The sequence below is a fragment of the Gimesia aquarii genome (assembly GCF_007748175.1).
GTDB lineage: Bacteria > Planctomycetota > Planctomycetia > Planctomycetales > Planctomycetaceae > Gimesia > Gimesia aquarii_A.
This window is the reverse complement of sequence record NZ_CP037422.1, coordinates 5,379,046-5,396,351: the sequence shown is the minus strand read 5'-3', so window position 1 is coordinate 5,396,351 and position 17,306 is coordinate 5,379,046. Positions and strand designations below refer to the sequence as shown.

Below are 17,306 nucleotides of genomic sequence, written 5' to 3'. Positions count from 1 at the left end.
AAACATTCATTGTATTTGTTTCCTCTTATGCTAGTATACACAAGCATAACCTGACCCAATTTAAATGTCGCCTACCTAATCCCCATCCGGATTTTTTCATATGTTTCGATTCCATTGGCTTTCCTCATTGAAGGATAAGCTCCGCGTCCATCACTCCAAAAACTGCAATACACGTCGAAGACAAAACGGCAGTAGCCAAGCCCTGTTCGCACAGGCTTCTATTTCCAGGTTCGTTACAGAATCATTGGAAGATCGTACGCTATTAACAGCATTCACAGTTGTGAATACGAACGATTCCGGAACGGGCAGTCTCAGAGAAGCAATCGAGCTGGCCAATGCCAACGCAGGCGCGGACACCATTACCTTCGATGCCAACCTCGCTGGTCAGTCCATTGTTCTCACGGATGAACTTAAAATTACAGACGACTTGACCATCACAGGTCTCGGTGAAGATCAACTTACCATTGACGGTAATGGCAATAGTCGGATTTTTCATATCAGGGATGCTAGCTTTACCACATATATCTCGGTCGAAATCAAAAATCTCACATTAACAAATGGAAACTCAATTGGTGATCCTGGTGTCTTTTCAAACGATAATGGTGGCGCCATTCTGAGTTATGAAAAATTAATTGTCGAGAATACCATCTTGACAGGCAACATGGCTAAATTTGGTGGAGGAATCTATCAATATAATGGAAATCTGGATCATGCAACTCTGACTATAATCCAGTCAGAATTCATAGGAAATGAGGCATCATCTTCTGGTGGCGGTATCTATTCCGACGCGGTATCCAGCCTTTTGGTTGCGAACTCGGCTTTTGAGTCAAACAAAGCCAAGAAAGCTGGAGCGATCTATAATCAAAGTGGTCCAATGACCATTCTCGAAAGCAGTTTTTCCAACAATCAAGCTTTAAATTCTTTAGGAGGGGCTATCTATCACCAAAAATCTCTTTCATTTCATGTAGAAAATGAAGACGTTTTAATTGAAAACAGCCAGTTCACAGACAATTACTCCAGACTTTCAGGAGCTGCTGTTTACATACGGGATGGTAATATGACTGTCAATAGTAGTTCCTTTTCCGATAATAAGGCAGAAGTAGGCGGAGGTGGAATTAATAATAGTTCAGGAAACTTAACTATTCATGATAGTACATTTGTTCGAAATAAATCGGATTTCGTTGGTGGTGCGATCGCTAGCGGAGGGACTCTGTCTATTTACGATTCTGCATTTACCCAAAACACTGCTAGCAGCGATGGTGGAGCGGTCACTCACGGTGGTGGAACTCTATCAATTTTCGATTCTACATTTGCAAAGAATGCTTCCAGAGACGGTGGGGCGATCCATAGTGGAGGGACTCTGTATATTTCCGACTCTACATTTGCCCATAATTCTGCTAGCAGCGATGGTGGGGCGATAAATAACAAAGGCACTCTGTTCATTTCCAGCTCTACATTTACACAAAACTCTGCTAGCAATGATGGTGGAGCAATCAATAGCGATCGGTCTAATACTGTATCGATCAATAACAGCACTATTTCTGGCAATATAAGTTCGAGAGAAGGAGCAGGGATATGGGCAGACATTAGTTCTCCATTCTCAGTAATAAATAGTACAATAGTTGGAAATGAGTCAGAAAAAGGATGGGGGGGGATCCATGCGTTAGTTCTCAACCCCATGTTAATGATCGAGAACAGTATTATCTCAGGCAATACGACCATATCAGGGAATCAAATCGAAAATGGTTTTACAGGCAATTCAAACATCATCCAGAACAGCATAGAAGGCTTAATCGACCCCGTCTTAAAAGATAATGGCGGCCCCACAAAAACGCATGCCCTGTTAGCTGGCAGTGCCGCCATCAATGCTGGTAACAATTTAGCATCTACAAATGCGGGGCTTACAACAGACCAACGTGGAAGCGGTTATCCAAGAGTCGTTGATGGCATCGTTGACATTGGAGCATTTGAATACTTAGAAGATGGCTCATTGCACTTTATTGTTGATATCAATTCTGATCTCGACGATGGTGACTATTCAGTCGGACAATTGTCACTGCGTGAAGCAATCAAACTGGCAAATACATCTTCAATGCCTGGAATAATTACCTTTGCTACTTCGCTTATTGACCAGACAATTCTTCTTGATAGTGAGCTAGTAATTTCCGATGACCTGACCATTATCGGTCTCGGCGCAGACCAACTCACAATTAGTGGAAACAATAATAGCCGCATCTTCAAAGTGGATGATGGAAACACGGACACAACTATTCATGTCGAAATCAGCGGCCTTGCGCTGAAGAATGGTTATGATCAAAATGGTGGAGCGATTTTTAGCAAAGAAAGTCTTTCTATTATCGATAATATGATCACGGATAATACAGCCATGAACTTAAGTGGCGGTGGTATTTATAGTCTCAATACACTTACCATCGACAACACGACTTTCCTTCGAAATTTTGCACAATCTTTTGGCGGAGCGATTTTTAATAACAGTACAACACTAACAGTTACAAATAGTCTATTTTCTGAGAATGAAGCAAAAAACTCTGATGGAGGTGGTATTTTTGATCTCAAAAGTACCTTGTCAATTTTCAATAGTACGTTTTCACAAAACAAAGCGATTGGCGGTGCCGGAATTAGTCACCGTGCTGGAGTGTTAAACATTGAAGGTTCGAAGTTTACAAAAAACGAAGCTGATTTCGGTGGGGGAATTCAGCATAGAACAGGACCACTAACTATCACAGATAGTTTTTTTCTCGAGAATAAAGTTTCATCGTCAGGTGGTGGCATACATACCTTTGACAGCAAATTCACTGTAAATAATACTAAGTTCTCAGAAAACACAGCTTCAAGAGGGGCAGGAGTCTATAATTCTCTTTATCCTTCTCTTCCTCCAGATGAATCCACAACCGACTTAAGCATGACTATCTCTGACAGCACTTTTTCAAATAATAGAGCATCTCACGGTGGAGGAATCTACTATAGAACATCTAATTTTGGAGACAGTGGCACAGCGTCTGTGATGAATAGCACTTTTTCAGAAAATAGAGTCACCGGAGAAGGAGGAGGGATTTATTTTGAATACGGACAGGCGTTGGTAATTAACAGCATATTCGAAGCTAATTCAGCAGGCAGAACTGGTGGAGGAATTTCAAACTTCCGAACTACGCTTACGGTCAAAAACAGTTCGCTCACTCATAATTTTGCAACAATTTCTGGTGGTGGAATTAGCAACGGTAGATCTGGAAGCACAGAGGGTGGAGTTCTTTTAATCATCAATAGCACACTTTCCGAAAATAGTGCAATCGATGAAAGCGATGACATATTCAGTTATGGATTTGGCGGTGGCATATACAACAATTATGGATCTGTCAGCATTAGAAATAGTACACTTTCTGGTAACATCGCAACAAAAAATGGTGGTGCGATCTTCTCGCAATATGGATCACCTTTAAATATCATAAGTAGCACTTTAACAGGAAACACAGCTAAGTTTGCAGCAGGAATTCATAGCCTGTCTTCTCCTGGTGATAATATCAGTAATAGCATCGTTGCTGGAAATTTGACAAATAATGCTAGCTCGAATAACTTTGGCAGTTTCATCAATACAAACAGTATTATCCAGGACAGCATCGAGGGTTTACTCGATCCCATATTAAAAGATAACGGCGGAGTAACAAAAACACACGCTTTGTTGCCTGGTAGCGCTGCAATTAATGCTGGTACTAATGATTCTGCTACTGATGCTGGTTTAACCAATGATCAACGGGGAACAGGTTTTAATCGTATTATTGGTGACACAATCGATATCGGTGCATATGAAGTTCAATCACCTTTCACCCAGGTCGATTTGCGAATCGTCAATTCAAAAACATCCACACAGGGTAATGGAGAGTCGAGTTCGCTTCCTGACAACCTGGCCTGGATAGATGAATGGAGTGGGTACTGGTTAGAAATCTGGATTAGTACGCCTTCTACAACCGATTTAGGAATTCTATCAACTGCACTCAATTTGAGTTACAACACCGCGATTACCACAGCCACGAGCATTGAATATGGTTCTTCATTCACATTGAATCAAACAGGAACAATCAATGACGTGACTGGAACGATTGAAAACCTGTCAGCGGCGACCAGCCTGACTGATGTGGGTGATGATCAACATGTGCTCTTTGCCCGCATCAGGTTTGAATCCACCTCTGACGATGCAGTCGACCTGGACCTAGAAGGTCAGAGCCTGAATCCGCAAAGTCCAGATTTTTTGATCAGCCAGCCAGAGATCATTTTTGTAGGAGGTCCTCCCAGCGAAGAGGTTCATGGCTCCTTACCCAATACAAAAATCTACGCAAACCCCTATGATTTAAACGATGACGACCCAATCAATTTCCGAGATCTAATGTTATTCGCCAGTGTCTATAATACGATACCCAGCGAATCGAATTCAGATTATTCCTGGTTTGCTGACTTGAATCAAAGTGATCGAGTCAACTTTAAAGATTTGATCTTGTTTGCCAGTAACTATGGCAAGCGGAAATCCAATCAATCTACGATCGTGTATCCTCAGAATTTTCCTGATGTCTGGAACAATCTACTGATTGCCGATACGTCTCAGGCTGAACCACAGACCTCACCAGTTTCTCTTTCACAGTCTGCTGCCGACTCAGTATTGGACGGTGTTGTTGAATATGTGAGTCCTCAGCTTACCACCAGCCAAAACGAGACACTCGAAGACATCGACATTCAGGTCATTGACTTGGAAGGCGATACTTTGGGCCGTGCCGTTTCCGGTACAATTTATATCGACGTCAACGCCGCTGGATACGGCTGGTTTGTTGATGCTACTCCAACTGACCATGGTGAGTTCGTTCAATCAAGCCAGTTATCACTCATCGCCCTGCCCGACAGTGATGCCGCTGGACGAGTGGATCTTTGGTCCGTCATCATGCACGAACTCGGTCATCTGTTGGGATACGAACATGAAGACGAAGGAGTGATGCAAGAGACCCTGGCTCCCGGTATTCGTAATCTACCATCCCGGGAATTGTATATCGACCTCGATGAGCATTCCACGCCTGATGAAGCTGATTCGTTCTTTTTGACTATAAAGGATGAAACAACGTTAGTCCCGTTTTAGGGTGATCATAACGTCACAAGAGTTCCAACTATTACCTACAGGAGTTTCTACTAAGTAACATTATTCTCTCCCTGAAATCACTTCTTTTATTCTCTTATTATCAATGATATTCTTTGAATCAGTGTTGTTAATAGTTCGTTCCTATTCAATATTAACACCCGTAGATTAATTCAAATATTCACCTACCTGACATACAACTGGATATTCCTACGATGCTTCAATTCAACTGGCTTACTTCTTTAACAAATAAGCTAAGGGCCAATTCTACCAGACGCATTCAAGCAAGGAGAAAATGTTCTCGACATCATAGTTTCCGCGTCTCACATGCTTCGCTTTCTAATTATATCGCAGAATCATTAGAAGACCGTACTTTGCTCACAACATTTACAGTTGTGAATACCAACGATTCAGGAGAAGGTAGTCTCAGAGAAGCGATCGAACAAGCCAATGCCAACGCGGGCGCAGACATTATTAAATTCGATTTCCCAAGCCTCGTCGGCCAGACAATTGTTCTCACGGATGAACTGTTGATTTCTGATGACCTGACAATTATCGGACTCGATGCAGATCAACTCACCATTGATGGGAATTATAATAGTCGGATCTTTAATATCGATGATGGCAGCATGTATTCGACCATTTCTGTTGAGATCAGTGGACTCACACTGACTCATGGATACGCAGACAATGGTGGCGCAATTTTCAACAATGAAATCCTTTCCATTTCAAATAGTATGATCGCAGAAAATGAAGCCACTCAAAACGGTGGAGGGATCTATCATTCGAGCCATGGCCATTACGTACAGAATATGACCATCTCTAGCACGACGTTTTTCAGAAATGTCGCTGCGGGGAATGGAGGAGGTGTGTATGGTACGCTCGGTCACACAGGCTTGTATCATACAGTTGTAACACCAATTCAGGATCTTGCCGACCCCTCAAAAACTGTCTATCGCTATTCCAGTGAACCCACTTACAACTTTACTAGTATTTCAAACAGTCACTTCATCGAAAACTCCGCTCACTCTGGTGGTGGAATTTTCAAGGCTTATTCTTTACAGTTTCACGACTGGTGTGGTACGCCAGTAGTTTCTTCATCAGCCACAATTGTAACTCGACTAAATGTGATTGAAACACCACCAAAGACGGGATTCTCAATCATCGAGAGTACTTTTTCAGGAAACACTGCGGAAAACGGAGGAGGAATATTCAATAGTGATGGCCTCATGGAAATAAGAGGTAATTCAATCCAGAATAACTCAGCAACTGATGTAGGGGGAGGAATCTTTAATCTCGGTGATCTCATAATTGAGGAGAGTACAATTTTAGAAAATACTGCTGCTGAAGGAGGAGGAATCAGGACATCCTCTGGCAACATTACAATCATGAATAGTACCCTTACAAATAACACAGCAACATATTATGGAGGAGGAGTCAGCAGTCAAGGTCATCTTTCACTTATTAATAGCACAGTCTCAGGAAATCGCTCTGGTATTAAAGGCGGTGGTATTTTCCAATACAGTGGTGGGTATTTATTACACTCCTATGTGATATCACTCATCAACGGGGCAATAGACACGAACAGAGACACGAACATAGAACCGACGTTTCATTCTTTAAAACCCAGCAACTTGCGTGGTAACACAAATTATTCATTCAGAACTGCTGCTTCTGCAATTGACACATCAGCAACCCATTTGACATCTATTTTGGACAGACCAAGTTCATTGATTATCACAAACAGTACTATCACTGGAAATATAGCAGCACAATCTGGTGGTGGGATCGCTTCTCCTCCTGACTGGAATGAATTCACCATATCCACCATCACCAATAGTATTGTGGCAGGAAATACGGCTGCATCGTTCTTCCAGATTATCGGTAATTTCACAAGCAACACCAGTATCATTCAGGATAGCGTAGAAGGGTTACTCGACCCCGTTCTTAGAGACAACGGGGGACCAACCAAAACCCATGCATTAGTCACCGGTAGTGCTGCCATCAATGCCGGTAATAATGAGGCTGCTCTTTCTGCAGAACTAACCAATGATCAACGTGGGACTGGTTATGAACGGATCTTTGGTGAAACTGTCGATATTGGTGCGTTCGAATTTCAAACCCTAATTCCTCTGGTTGATTTTAAATTCGTCACCGGCATAAATAAAGAAATTGAAAACCTTGATATTCAAGCCGTCGATTCCGAAGCAGACACTTTACCTGGTCCGATTAATATTGATGTGATTCCAACTCGAACTATTTGGAATAGTGATATAACTCCAATAATTAATAATGAGTTTAATCATCCAGGCCAATTATCACTCATCGAGTTATTTGAGGACAATCAAGAAACCAACCAGTCGGATCTCTGGTCTTTCATTGATTACGAACTCGGTCAGAAAGACGAAGGAACTATGAAAGAGTTGTTAGCTTCTGAAATTCGTGAGCTCACACTCAGTGAAAAGGAATACCAAGAACAAGACTCGCTTTCAGATTCTGAAACAGACGAGTTCTTCACATCCCTCAAAGAGAGTTCGAACCTCATCGCATTCTAATCGCTTTTATACAGCACCATAAACATATCACAACGATTTTCAATTCGAGTATTTTTCTCCGAACCATTTTAAATGAGCTGTGTCACAGAGACTAAGGAATGTCTCATAATCCTTTAGATAAGTGGAAAGGGGGTATGTAATGCCGCATCAAAATTTTGTAAATGATCTTCCCTCTCTTCGAGACCGTGAGCCTGTGAAGTAAGAGGTACGCCTCTGATCGGTTCAGATCGCAGAAGATCATTTTATTGACAAATGATGTGTGAACCCGCCTCGGTAATTCCTGGCGGGTTCGTTTTAGTTTGAGATCAAATCTTTCATGACGTCGACCTCAAACGAAGGTGGTATCGTTACCAACAAAGTATTACAACCACTGTCTACAAATTTGATGGAATGCAAAGGTATACCACCGTCTGCTTCTCTCGTAAATATGACGTTCTTATCACGAATCTTGAAAAAATGCTCCTTGAATTTTTCATTCTCGAACGTTGAAAACTTTAAAATCCCGTGTTCCAGTTTCACAGACTGAACTCTATTAAACACGATTGATTTGTTATCAGGAGGCTGTGAATTTTGATAACTCGCGTTCTGATTCGAAACCTCTTCCTTATATTGTTGATCTGTTTCAATCTCTTCACTTACAAACAAAAGTGACAAACAAAACAGAATCACAATCATCGAAGATATCGTTGTAAGCAGGTCTCGCATGATCAACATTCCCTACTTCTAGTGTTCCTATCAGGCATTATTTTCGACCGACATGACACTTAATGTGAGACTAAAAAAACTTTCTGTAGAGCGATTGAATCTATTTATATATCAGCGTTTTTATTTCGGTTCTCTTAACCGATAAGTATTCTTTTCCTTACCAGGCACAATCAAGATTCCCCAGGCGGGATGTTCTCCCTTGTCGAATAACTCTTTCAGTGATTTGTATGTTTCCTTTTTTAAATCTTCGTTTACTGTTTCCAATATTATTTTTTCATTAACGTCTGGTTTGCCTTCGGCAAAAGCGCTGAATAATTGTTGAACCACCTTTGCCTGCGGTCTTGAAAGTCGATAGTTTTTTGGAGGACCTGATACAGAAGGTATGGGCCAATCAGACTTGACCTGAAGCGGCCAGCCAAACTCAAACACATCACTCTGCGTCCAGTCAGGATGATTCTCCGCCAGCTTCTGATAATCCCGCGAGATCGCAACAATATCAAGCACTCCTGGCTTCACCTTGATGTTTGAATGAAGGTATTTTGAGGCACTATCATCAGCTACCCAGCCAGCATCATCACTTGTGACTTCAATGAGGTACATTCCCGCAGGAACTTTGAATGCCATATCTAAATCAGGGAAATAAATTCCATAATCGGTTTTCCGAGTCAAACTCGAATCAGTAGTTGATAAGAGACTGACACGCAAACCTGTATCTTGAATCTTGAGCAAAATTGTTCCGTTATTCGGTTTATTGTCTCGTGTATTCTTCAACTCTGACTCTGGTGTGATTAACTGCCAGGTATTCTCTCCCTCACCAGACACAATTAATTTTTTCCAGGCAGGATGTTTCCCGTTATTAAACAGGTTCTTCATCGACGCATAACTTTTCGTTATGATATGTTTGTTCGCAGTCTCCATTAATTCTAATTCATGTACACTAGGCTTTCCTGCAACAAACGCAGCTAACAACTCCTGCACGACCTCCGCTTGCGGTAGTGTCAGCGTATAAACCATAAAATATGCTCCCATCCCGGGAACAGGCCAATGAAACTTAAACAGTCCTCCCTTTGACCAGTCCGGGTGACTCTCCACCAATTTCGTGAAATCACGTTGAATTGTTACTGGAACAATGGTCCCCGGCTTCACCTCGATCTCAGTCAGATCATACTTTGGCGTTCCGTCATCAATTTCCCAACCAGCATAATTACTGGAAACCCGTATGAAGTACTTCCCGGCAGGGACCTCATGCGTTAATGACTCAAAAGTAAAAAACCGGTCAGCAAAACCAAACACACCGTCTTCAGGTTTGGCCTGGAATGGATTAACGGGAAATATCCCTGCGCGTAAGCTAGGCTCCTGCCCACTAAGTAAAATCGCTCCCAGATTTTTTTTCCGTTCTGCTGACACAGCTTTTGAGTCATCGGAAAACATGGATCCATCCATATCAGCCTCCCCTGCCTCATCCATATCCACCGAAGCTCGCTGATTTACATTGGCATCATACAATCGTTTAATCTCTGTGCTCAGGTCGATCTTCAGTTGTTTACCGGCTTCTTTCTTTATCTTTTTTGTAAATCGGTGTATCAAGTTATTAGCGTTATATGAAATTTGTAAGACATGACTTCCCGGCGTCAACTTCAGAGTAAACGGTTTGGAATACACATCATATGCCTTGCCTGTTTCGGTCATAATTTTGGTAATGGGATAATCAGGATCGTAGTTAATCACGACTTCATTACTGCCGGGCGTTCTCGCTAACATTGGCACGAGCAATGAAACTGCAAACAGGCTGGGAATCAATAACATGGCAGACAGAACCAGCCAGCCAATCAATTTCCACGGATTACTCAAAGCATCCAAAACGCCTTTCCGTTTAATGTAGTACATTGCTCCAAACATCCCGCAGACAACAACTGTCATCAGCCCCCAGTTCACGACCCAGGATTTCTCAGTGGGATTCATATGTCTGAATGCAAGAGCAAACAAAAACAGTAAAGGAATTGTGATGACACCTAAGATCACTCCTACAATAATTCGTTTGTTGGAGCGTTTATGCTCTGCAGTAATCGGATCTTGATGGGGGCTAACCGGCTTAGGTTCGGAATTTTCTTGTTCCCGCGCGTCGCGTCGCTTGATGTAGCGTGCAATGTAAAGCAGGATCCCCAACGGACCCAAACAGAAACACGCCAACAAAAATAATCCATCCAAAATTTTCGCAGTAGTTGAATTTGGCCGAACGATATTTTGTGCACCACAAACCAGGACTAACAATCCCACAGGACCAAAGAACAACAGCGACACCAATATCATTTCTGGAACGTTTCCGGCAAAATGTCGTCCTGTAGCGATTCCAAACAACCCGATGAAGATCGGGGTCAGTAACATCAACCCACCTGCCCAGACTGCCAGACGATCTACCCATTGGCCTTGTCGCTGGTTCGAATTCGAATGAAAGTCTCGATCCGCATGCCCTTGCTGTTTACTGAGAATCCAGACAAAATACAAAGGGATCCCCAACAGAAACAGGAGATAAAGAAGTGGTCTGGGAATGCTGGGAAGAAATTCGAGATAAAACAGCATTTGCATCAAGAGCGTACCACCTGCAAAGGCAATCGGCATTGAGAGTGCATCAGACATGCGTAATGCAGCAAATGGTTGCGCGTGACGGCGTTCTGCCTCGTAGACGACTAATGCAATCAACAGCCCCAGAAAGACTCCACACCCCGCACTGATTGGAAACGAAAGTGGTGCATGTGCTTCCGAAAATGCAACCATCCCCCCCAGGAACATCACCGCGTGGGCAACAGGATAGAAAGCACGCGGGTCACTTTCTTTGATCGACTCAGTTTCAGTGTGTCGTGCTTCAGTGCCTTGCCTGTGAGCTTCCCGCGGTCTCTCATCGATCGCCGGTACTTTTCCAGGCTGCTGTACAATCGCTAAATGCGTTCCCAATAATTCAGCGACTTCTTGCGCTGTTTGAAATCGATCTTCCGGTCGTTTTTCCAGCAGACAATCAATGATCTCAATCAACCAGGGTGGAATCTCTTCGTTGACTTCCTGAATGGGACGTGGCGTATCATCACAAACCCGTCGCACCACAGCAGCCAGATTGCTGGCGCGAAACGGCGAACGCCCCGTGCACATCGCATACATCACCGCGCCCAGGCTGAACAGATCACTGCGTTGGTCAACGCGTTCTCCGGTTGTCTGCTCGGGAGACATATACTGGGGAGTGCCTGAGACTTCGCCGGTCTTCGTGATCGTCACATCATCGACGGCTCGCGCCAAACCGAAGTCGGTGATCTTAACCCGCTCGACACCATTTTCCAGCAATATATTCGCCGGCTTGATATCGCGGTGAATCAATCCCTGTTTATGAGCGGCGGCAAGTCCCTCGGCGATCTGATTTCCAATCCGCAGAATTTCTGTCACTTTCAGAGAACCGACTTTATCAAGTTTTTCCTGCAACGACTGGCCAACGACATACTCCATCACGAGATAAGGCAACTTGTCTTCGTCAACGGCATGAATCGTGACAATATGCGGATGACTGACGGCAGCCGCCGCCTGGGCTTCCCGTAAAAATCGTTTTCGCGCATTGGGGTTAATCGCCAAAAGTGGCGACATCACCTTAATGGCAACAATGCGATTTAATTTGGGATCGAGCGCACGGAAGACAATCCCCATCCCCCCCTGCCCGATCACTTCATAGATATCGTACTCTCCCAACGTTCCCAATAATTCTGGATTGTCTGAAGGTGTTAGAAACTCGAGAGAAACTGGCTGTGGTTCACTCGATCCAATGGGTGATTTTTCCAGAAAGCTACCCGCATCGTCATATGCCAATAACAGTGCCTCAACACGACGGCGTTGTTCCATATTATCGCCGCACATTTCCTCCAGAAATTGTGTGCGTTCCGCCGGAGTTTTCTTTTCCAATGCCTGCAGAAACAGACCCTCTACAGATTGAGGATTCACGTTCTCACGTGTTGGTTCCGGCTCAGGATTTTCTGTTTTTTCAGGGTCGGACATGATTTTGTTTTCTTCAGGATGGATCATACCACCAGGTAAATATTTTACATCGGAACAGTCATTGTTCCCTCACTATTTAACCATGCGATTTTGTCATCAGGCGCGCCTCATAGTTTCTTCCATAAAACAAAATTTTTCGAAGATTGGTTTTCGTCATGTTCTCCTTATTATCTGTAAGTCCTTATGTTTATTTGGTTTGATTTAAATCGGAATTAATCTGGCTAAATAACCAGGCACGAGAATAAGCCCAGTGACGAGCGGCCGTCGCACGGGAAATTCCCAATACCTCCGCGGCTTCCTGTTCACTTAATCCAGCGAAGTATCTCAGCTTCACCAACTCCGCTTTCTCTGGACTTTCCTTGGCGAATTGAGTCAAAGCGTCATCCAGTGCTAACAGGTCATCGAACTGTTTCTGAGCGGGCACCGCAATCTCAGGAAGCTCGACACGATCCAGTTCGCCACCATGTTTCAGTCTTTTTTTGCGCCGTGCGTTTTCGATGAGGATCCGTCGCATCGATTCCGCAGCCGCCGCGAAGAAATGCCCCCGATGATCCCACTGCGGCTCCTCTTCCTTCCCCACCAACCGTAAATAGGCCTCATGCACCAGCGCTGTTGCCGTCAGGGTTTGCCCCGGTGCTTCCTGAGAGATTTTATTCCCCGCCAGTTTCCTCAACTCCGCATACACAATCGGCAGCAGTTGATCGGTGGCAGCCACATCACCCGCTTCCAATGCTTTCAATATTTGTGTGACTTCCTGCATGTTAAAAAATCTCATAGCTGAGTTTGATGATTCACGTGCAATTCAACTCTGATTTGATATCACACTTCAGTCTAACCAGACTCTGAAGCGTTTGAAATCTTATTATTATCATTGTCTTCTGAAGAACCTGATTCATAAACTGTGTCCAAAAGTCTCCCATTCAAAAAGTCTCGACAATTTCAGTAACCTTCGAACAACCATTTTCACTTTGAATTTAGGTGTATTTTTTGAACTTGACACCGTCATACCATTTTTGAAACTAGCTGATCTGCGTCGCGCGCGCGAGGAGAATTTTTCCAGTAGGTGCTCATCGCGAACACTGAGGATTTCCACACCACAAAAACGCCTGTTTTTTCCAAATCTTCACCTGCAAATTGAGAACACGTTCGCAATGACCCGTATTGAATCGCTCCCTTTGAGCATGCTTTCCGGCAACATAGGCGAGACAAAAAATCAATTTTATACCACATCTGAGACAAAACTGCGCAAAAGTTTCTCTTGTCCATCTCCCGCCGTCCTGCATAATTTAACATAATCAATAATGGAACACTGAATAGAAACCAGAGAGACGGAAGCATAACAAAACCTCTCAACCTAAAAGGGCATCACAGCCATGATTGATGGAGAATTCACGACTACTTACCAAAGAATGTAAAACAATCTGTCTAAAGAAATCTGAAGAAATGATATGAAATAGCGCCCGGCAACTCGAACTGAAAATGTAACAGTGCTGACAATTCGAAAGTTGATTGTTATCGGGCAATCAGTTTAGACTGTGCGAAGATTTTCTCTTATGGCCTGCCTTTGATGCTTTTCATTCTTAATCCCGCTCAATCTCATCGGATCAAAATGACTCACCAGCAAAAACGGTAGTTTTAAAAATTCTTTTTCATAAATAGGGAACCTAACGGCTTCTGCTCTGGTGTTAGCTCAATTGGCTAGAGAATCGGTCTTCGGAACTGGCGGGAAGGTCATAATCTTGGACTCAAAAAAACTCAATCACACCACTATACAAAACAATACAAACACTTGAATATTTGCCGCCTAATGATTCTAATTTCGATATGCACTGATTTATATGAGTGTAAAGAGTAAGCATACATGTATTCAATTCTAGCGAATGACTCTATAGAGATCGAAAAAATGAATCAACGTATGACAATTCCACAAATTTGTGATCTAATTTTCTCTGCGACTGCACATACTTCATCGTTCTGGAAGTTCTATTGCACGGTTTCTCTTGCGACTGTCGGATATGTGTTCGCAGCAAAAATCCCCCTGGATCTAGATCGGGTGCATATTGGATTGATTGTTGTATTTACCGTGTTTGCAATATCAAACTGTGCGGCGATCTATCGATCGCAATCCCAAACCATCGCTGTGTTCCAACTTTGTACTGAACAAGCTGCTAAAGAATTGGGAAAAGATCACAATTTCATAAAAGCATTGAATCAAACTAAGCCTACAGCGAAGTGGCGCGTCTTAACATATCATGTAACACTTGATTTTGGTGTTATATGTTTAATCGCTTTTGCTAAAAATTTTCGATAAATCAAACCACAGGAGCGCTGAATGACTGAAGGAAATGATGTTCCGTTCATTGTCTTGTGAATGCCTGACTGATTTTGTTTCCTAGACATTTCTATTTCTCTAGACCTCTTTCGTTTTAATATCAACAGGCAAAATGAGTTTGGCAAATTTTGATTTTAGGATTCTTTGCATCAACCTAAATTAGTCCAGAATTCTGATCAGTATATCAAATTCTGGATTCAGTTAAGGGAGGCAGGCCAGTACGATGTGGGAGCTATCGAATTCACTGGCAAGAAGCTTGTCGTTGTAATGTCCGCTAATGCTGTTGAGAAACTTAAATGAGCATTTGATTTGCGCACAAGTTTTGGCAAGTTTACTAAATTACCCTACCGATTGCATAGCTTCTCTTGCTGAGCTGAGACATACCAAAATTGACCGTTTAATGAGGTACGCTACTGTGCTTAACATGCATTAGCTACGATCATCACGAGGTATCAATTTAGACAACATGGCCACTTTGATCTTACCGCTCCTACGATGTAGTGGCGAGCGCGGAGGTCGAAAACTGCGTTTAACTACATCTAGTCTTTTCATCGACATATATAATAGTATCCCGTTAGCGGTCTACTTCGGCGCTGATTTGTCCGCGAGATGCAAACCGTCGATGTAATCATCCAATCGTGTGAAAAATGAATATTGATGAATTGAAAGTAATGTTCCACCATAATCACCGTTATAGCTTCAGGAATTCTTCGTTGGAAATCTGAAGTCCAAAATTCGCGTAATCTACACATAGGTCGGTTACTTCGGGTCACAACCAGGGAATACATGGCCTTGGACTCCATCCAATTGAATGGCAAAAAGTCCTGAACGAGGTAATTGATATGCGGTGGCAAACAGCGTATCTAGGTTCTTGCTGCCAAAAGTCACATTAGAAACGTGCCTCACCTTGGCCGTACTGGGTAGACTGATGAAATGTAGTGATTTCCCTTTAGTAGAAAACACCTCGACCCCCTTCCGAGTGGCAATATAAACATTTCCTTTTCTATCAACGGTTAAACCATCTCCACCTTCATTGTCTTGTTTACCATCGTAAAGTGTACAAAATTTCTTTCTCTGTCCTAGTTTTCCTGGAGCGAGGATTTCATATTTGTAGACATCTGGCAGACCATTCTGAACAACGTATAGATTTGACTCATCGGGTGAAAGCATAACACCATTCGGAAGATGAATTTCAGGTTCTAACAACAACTGCTTAACCCTACCTCTGGGGGACAAATAGTAAACGCCTCTTTTTGCTTTTGACGGCCATGGCCATGGCATGTTGATGGGCCCAATTCCCGGACACGAAAAGTATACTCCACCTGTTTTGTCCATTATAAGGTCATTTGGATCATCAAGGCGGTTGCCCTTATATTCACACGCTCGCTCCTTAACGGCGCCTGAAATCAAATCGATAGTTACAATTTGACCTTGCTTCATGTCACAACCCCACAGTGTTCCTCCAGTAGTCATAAATAGTCCATTTACTTTCGCCTTTTGTTTGAGCTTACACTTTTTTGTTGCTTTCTTGCCGTTGTATTGCCATATCTCTCCATACGGATAGTTCGAGAAATAAAGCGGGCCCTTTGCTCCATAAGCTGGGCCTTCGAAAAATGATAATCTTCGATCATAAACCTTCGTCAGCGTCATCTTTGCCATAGTTCTATACTTTCAATTTTTCAAGAATTAGTTTTGCTTTGCGTTCCAGCAAGTGTGCAATTCGGCCACCCATTTTATGTCGCCCGTTAAATGCTCTAAAAAGTCGTATGTGAAAATATTGCCTAAACTCTGGCACAGAAAATGTGAATTTATATCAGGGCTTTTGGGAAACGGTTTCAGTCCTTCGTAAAGTTGGGTGTAAATCGCACTATGAATCTGTGCAAACCGTCACCCCAATAGTATGTCACATCGCCCAGTCCGCGAAACATTAGGTCTTGACGTGAATGTTAGAATTCTTTTGGTAGATGCTGGGGTCCTCACCTGCGACGTAATTGTTTTGTCACTCAGCCTCTTTACATGTTCCTGCTTTGTGATTTCGTCAATCCACTCTTCAGCTTTAAAGTGCAATTGATCGTCACGTATAGGAGCCGAACTAGTTAGTTGATGACCATATTGCATATAAATCAGAACAAATGTCTTTGGCACATTTTGTGAATGAAGATTTGGCAAAAACTTATCGTATTTGGTATAGGGCCTTTCAAATTTATCTTCTATACGAATTCCGTGAACAAAGATTAAGACATTCGTCGTTTCACACATAATTTATCTTAAATTTACGGATGTGCATTGTAATACATATGTTTAAACTCTTCATTATACAATGCCCAATTGTTAGAACAAGCTTATAATGAGGCGCAAACCGAATAAGTAACATTGAAGCTACACCAGTAAAATCTGCAGGGTAGATCACTGCAAGCTACCTTTTGCTCGTCTTATCACCTAAGGGCTGATAATAATAGTGTTTTTCGATCACACCTTGAGCCGAGTTCAGGCTTGTAGAAACAATAACTTCTTGAGACGTTTATAATATCCGCTTTATTATTGCTTT

The 17,306-nt window shown here is 42.8% G+C and carries 7 protein-coding genes; 3 read left to right on the top strand and 4 right to left on the bottom strand.

Translation table 11 applies throughout. The features are described from left to right. Window positions 1-100: 100 nt before the first annotated feature. Both V202x_RS20495 and V202x_RS20490 read left to right on the top strand, forming a co-directional pair. Complete coding sequence (locus V202x_RS20495) at window positions 101-5,137, top strand: choice-of-anchor Q domain-containing protein (RefSeq protein ID WP_145178723.1); 5,037 nt, start codon at window positions 101-103, stop codon at window positions 5,135-5,137. A gap of 212 nt (window positions 5,138-5,349) precedes the next feature. Further along, the gene (locus tag V202x_RS20490) at window positions 5,350-7,689 is read left to right on the top strand and encodes a choice-of-anchor Q domain-containing protein (RefSeq protein ID WP_145178722.1); all 2,340 of its coding nucleotides are present in this window, start codon (window positions 5,350-5,352) and stop codon (window positions 7,687-7,689) included. A gap of 294 nt (window positions 7,690-7,983) precedes the next feature. Here the strand turns inward: V202x_RS20490 and V202x_RS20485 are convergent, their stop codons facing one another. From V202x_RS20485 to V202x_RS20475, 3 genes are all read right to left on the bottom strand, one after another. Continuing rightward, the gene (locus V202x_RS20485; protein WP_145178721.1) at window positions 7,984-8,394 is read right to left on the bottom strand and encodes a hypothetical protein; all 411 of its coding nucleotides are present in this window, start codon (window positions 8,392-8,394) and stop codon (window positions 7,984-7,986) included. A 120-nt stretch (window positions 8,395-8,514) separates the two neighbouring features. After that, on the bottom strand, window positions 8,515-12,426 hold the full coding sequence (locus V202x_RS20480; protein WP_145178720.1) for a serine/threonine protein kinase: 3,912 nt from the start codon (window positions 12,424-12,426) through the stop codon (window positions 8,515-8,517). A 187-nt stretch (window positions 12,427-12,613) separates the two neighbouring features. Then, on the bottom strand, window positions 12,614-13,186 hold the full coding sequence (locus V202x_RS20475) for an ECF-type sigma factor (RefSeq protein WP_145180697.1): 573 nt from the start codon (window positions 13,184-13,186) through the stop codon (window positions 12,614-12,616). 1,101 nt (window positions 13,187-14,287) lie between these two features. On the opposite strand from V202x_RS20475, the gene V202x_RS20470 reads away from it, so the two are divergent. Further along, window positions 14,288-14,737 (top strand): hypothetical protein, encoded by a 450-nt coding sequence (locus V202x_RS20470; RefSeq protein ID WP_145178719.1) that lies wholly within the window; start codon window positions 14,288-14,290, stop codon window positions 14,735-14,737. A gap of 780 nt (window positions 14,738-15,517) precedes the next feature. Here V202x_RS20470 and V202x_RS20465 read toward each other — a convergent pair. Then, on the bottom strand, window positions 15,518-16,417 hold the full coding sequence (locus V202x_RS20465; protein ID WP_145178718.1) for an SMP-30/gluconolactonase/LRE family protein: 900 nt from the start codon (window positions 16,415-16,417) through the stop codon (window positions 15,518-15,520). Window positions 16,418-17,306 lie beyond the last annotated feature (889 nt).

Excerpts from the sequence above, each read along its gene's own strand:
- V202x_RS20495 (WP_145178723.1), top strand. The coding sequence starts at position 101 with ATGTTTCGATTCCATTGGCTTTCCTCATTGAAGGATAAGCTCCGCGTC.
- V202x_RS20490 (WP_145178722.1), top strand. The coding sequence starts at position 5,350 with ATGCTTCAATTCAACTGGCTTACTTCTTTAACAAATAAGCTAAGGGCC.
- V202x_RS20485 (WP_145178721.1), bottom strand. The coding sequence starts at position 8,394 with ATGCGAGACCTGCTTACAACGATATCTTCGATGATTGTGATTCTGTTT.
- V202x_RS20480 (WP_145178720.1), bottom strand. The coding sequence starts at position 12,426 with ATGTCCGACCCTGAAAAAACAGAAAATCCTGAGCCGGAACCAACACGT.
- V202x_RS20475 (WP_145180697.1), bottom strand. The coding sequence starts at position 13,186 with ATGCAGGAAGTCACACAAATATTGAAAGCATTGGAAGCGGGTGATGTG.
- V202x_RS20470 (WP_145178719.1), top strand. The coding sequence starts at position 14,288 with ATGTATTCAATTCTAGCGAATGACTCTATAGAGATCGAAAAAATGAAT.
- V202x_RS20465 (WP_145178718.1), bottom strand. The coding sequence starts at position 16,417 with ATGGCAAAGATGACGCTGACGAAGGTTTATGATCGAAGATTATCATTT.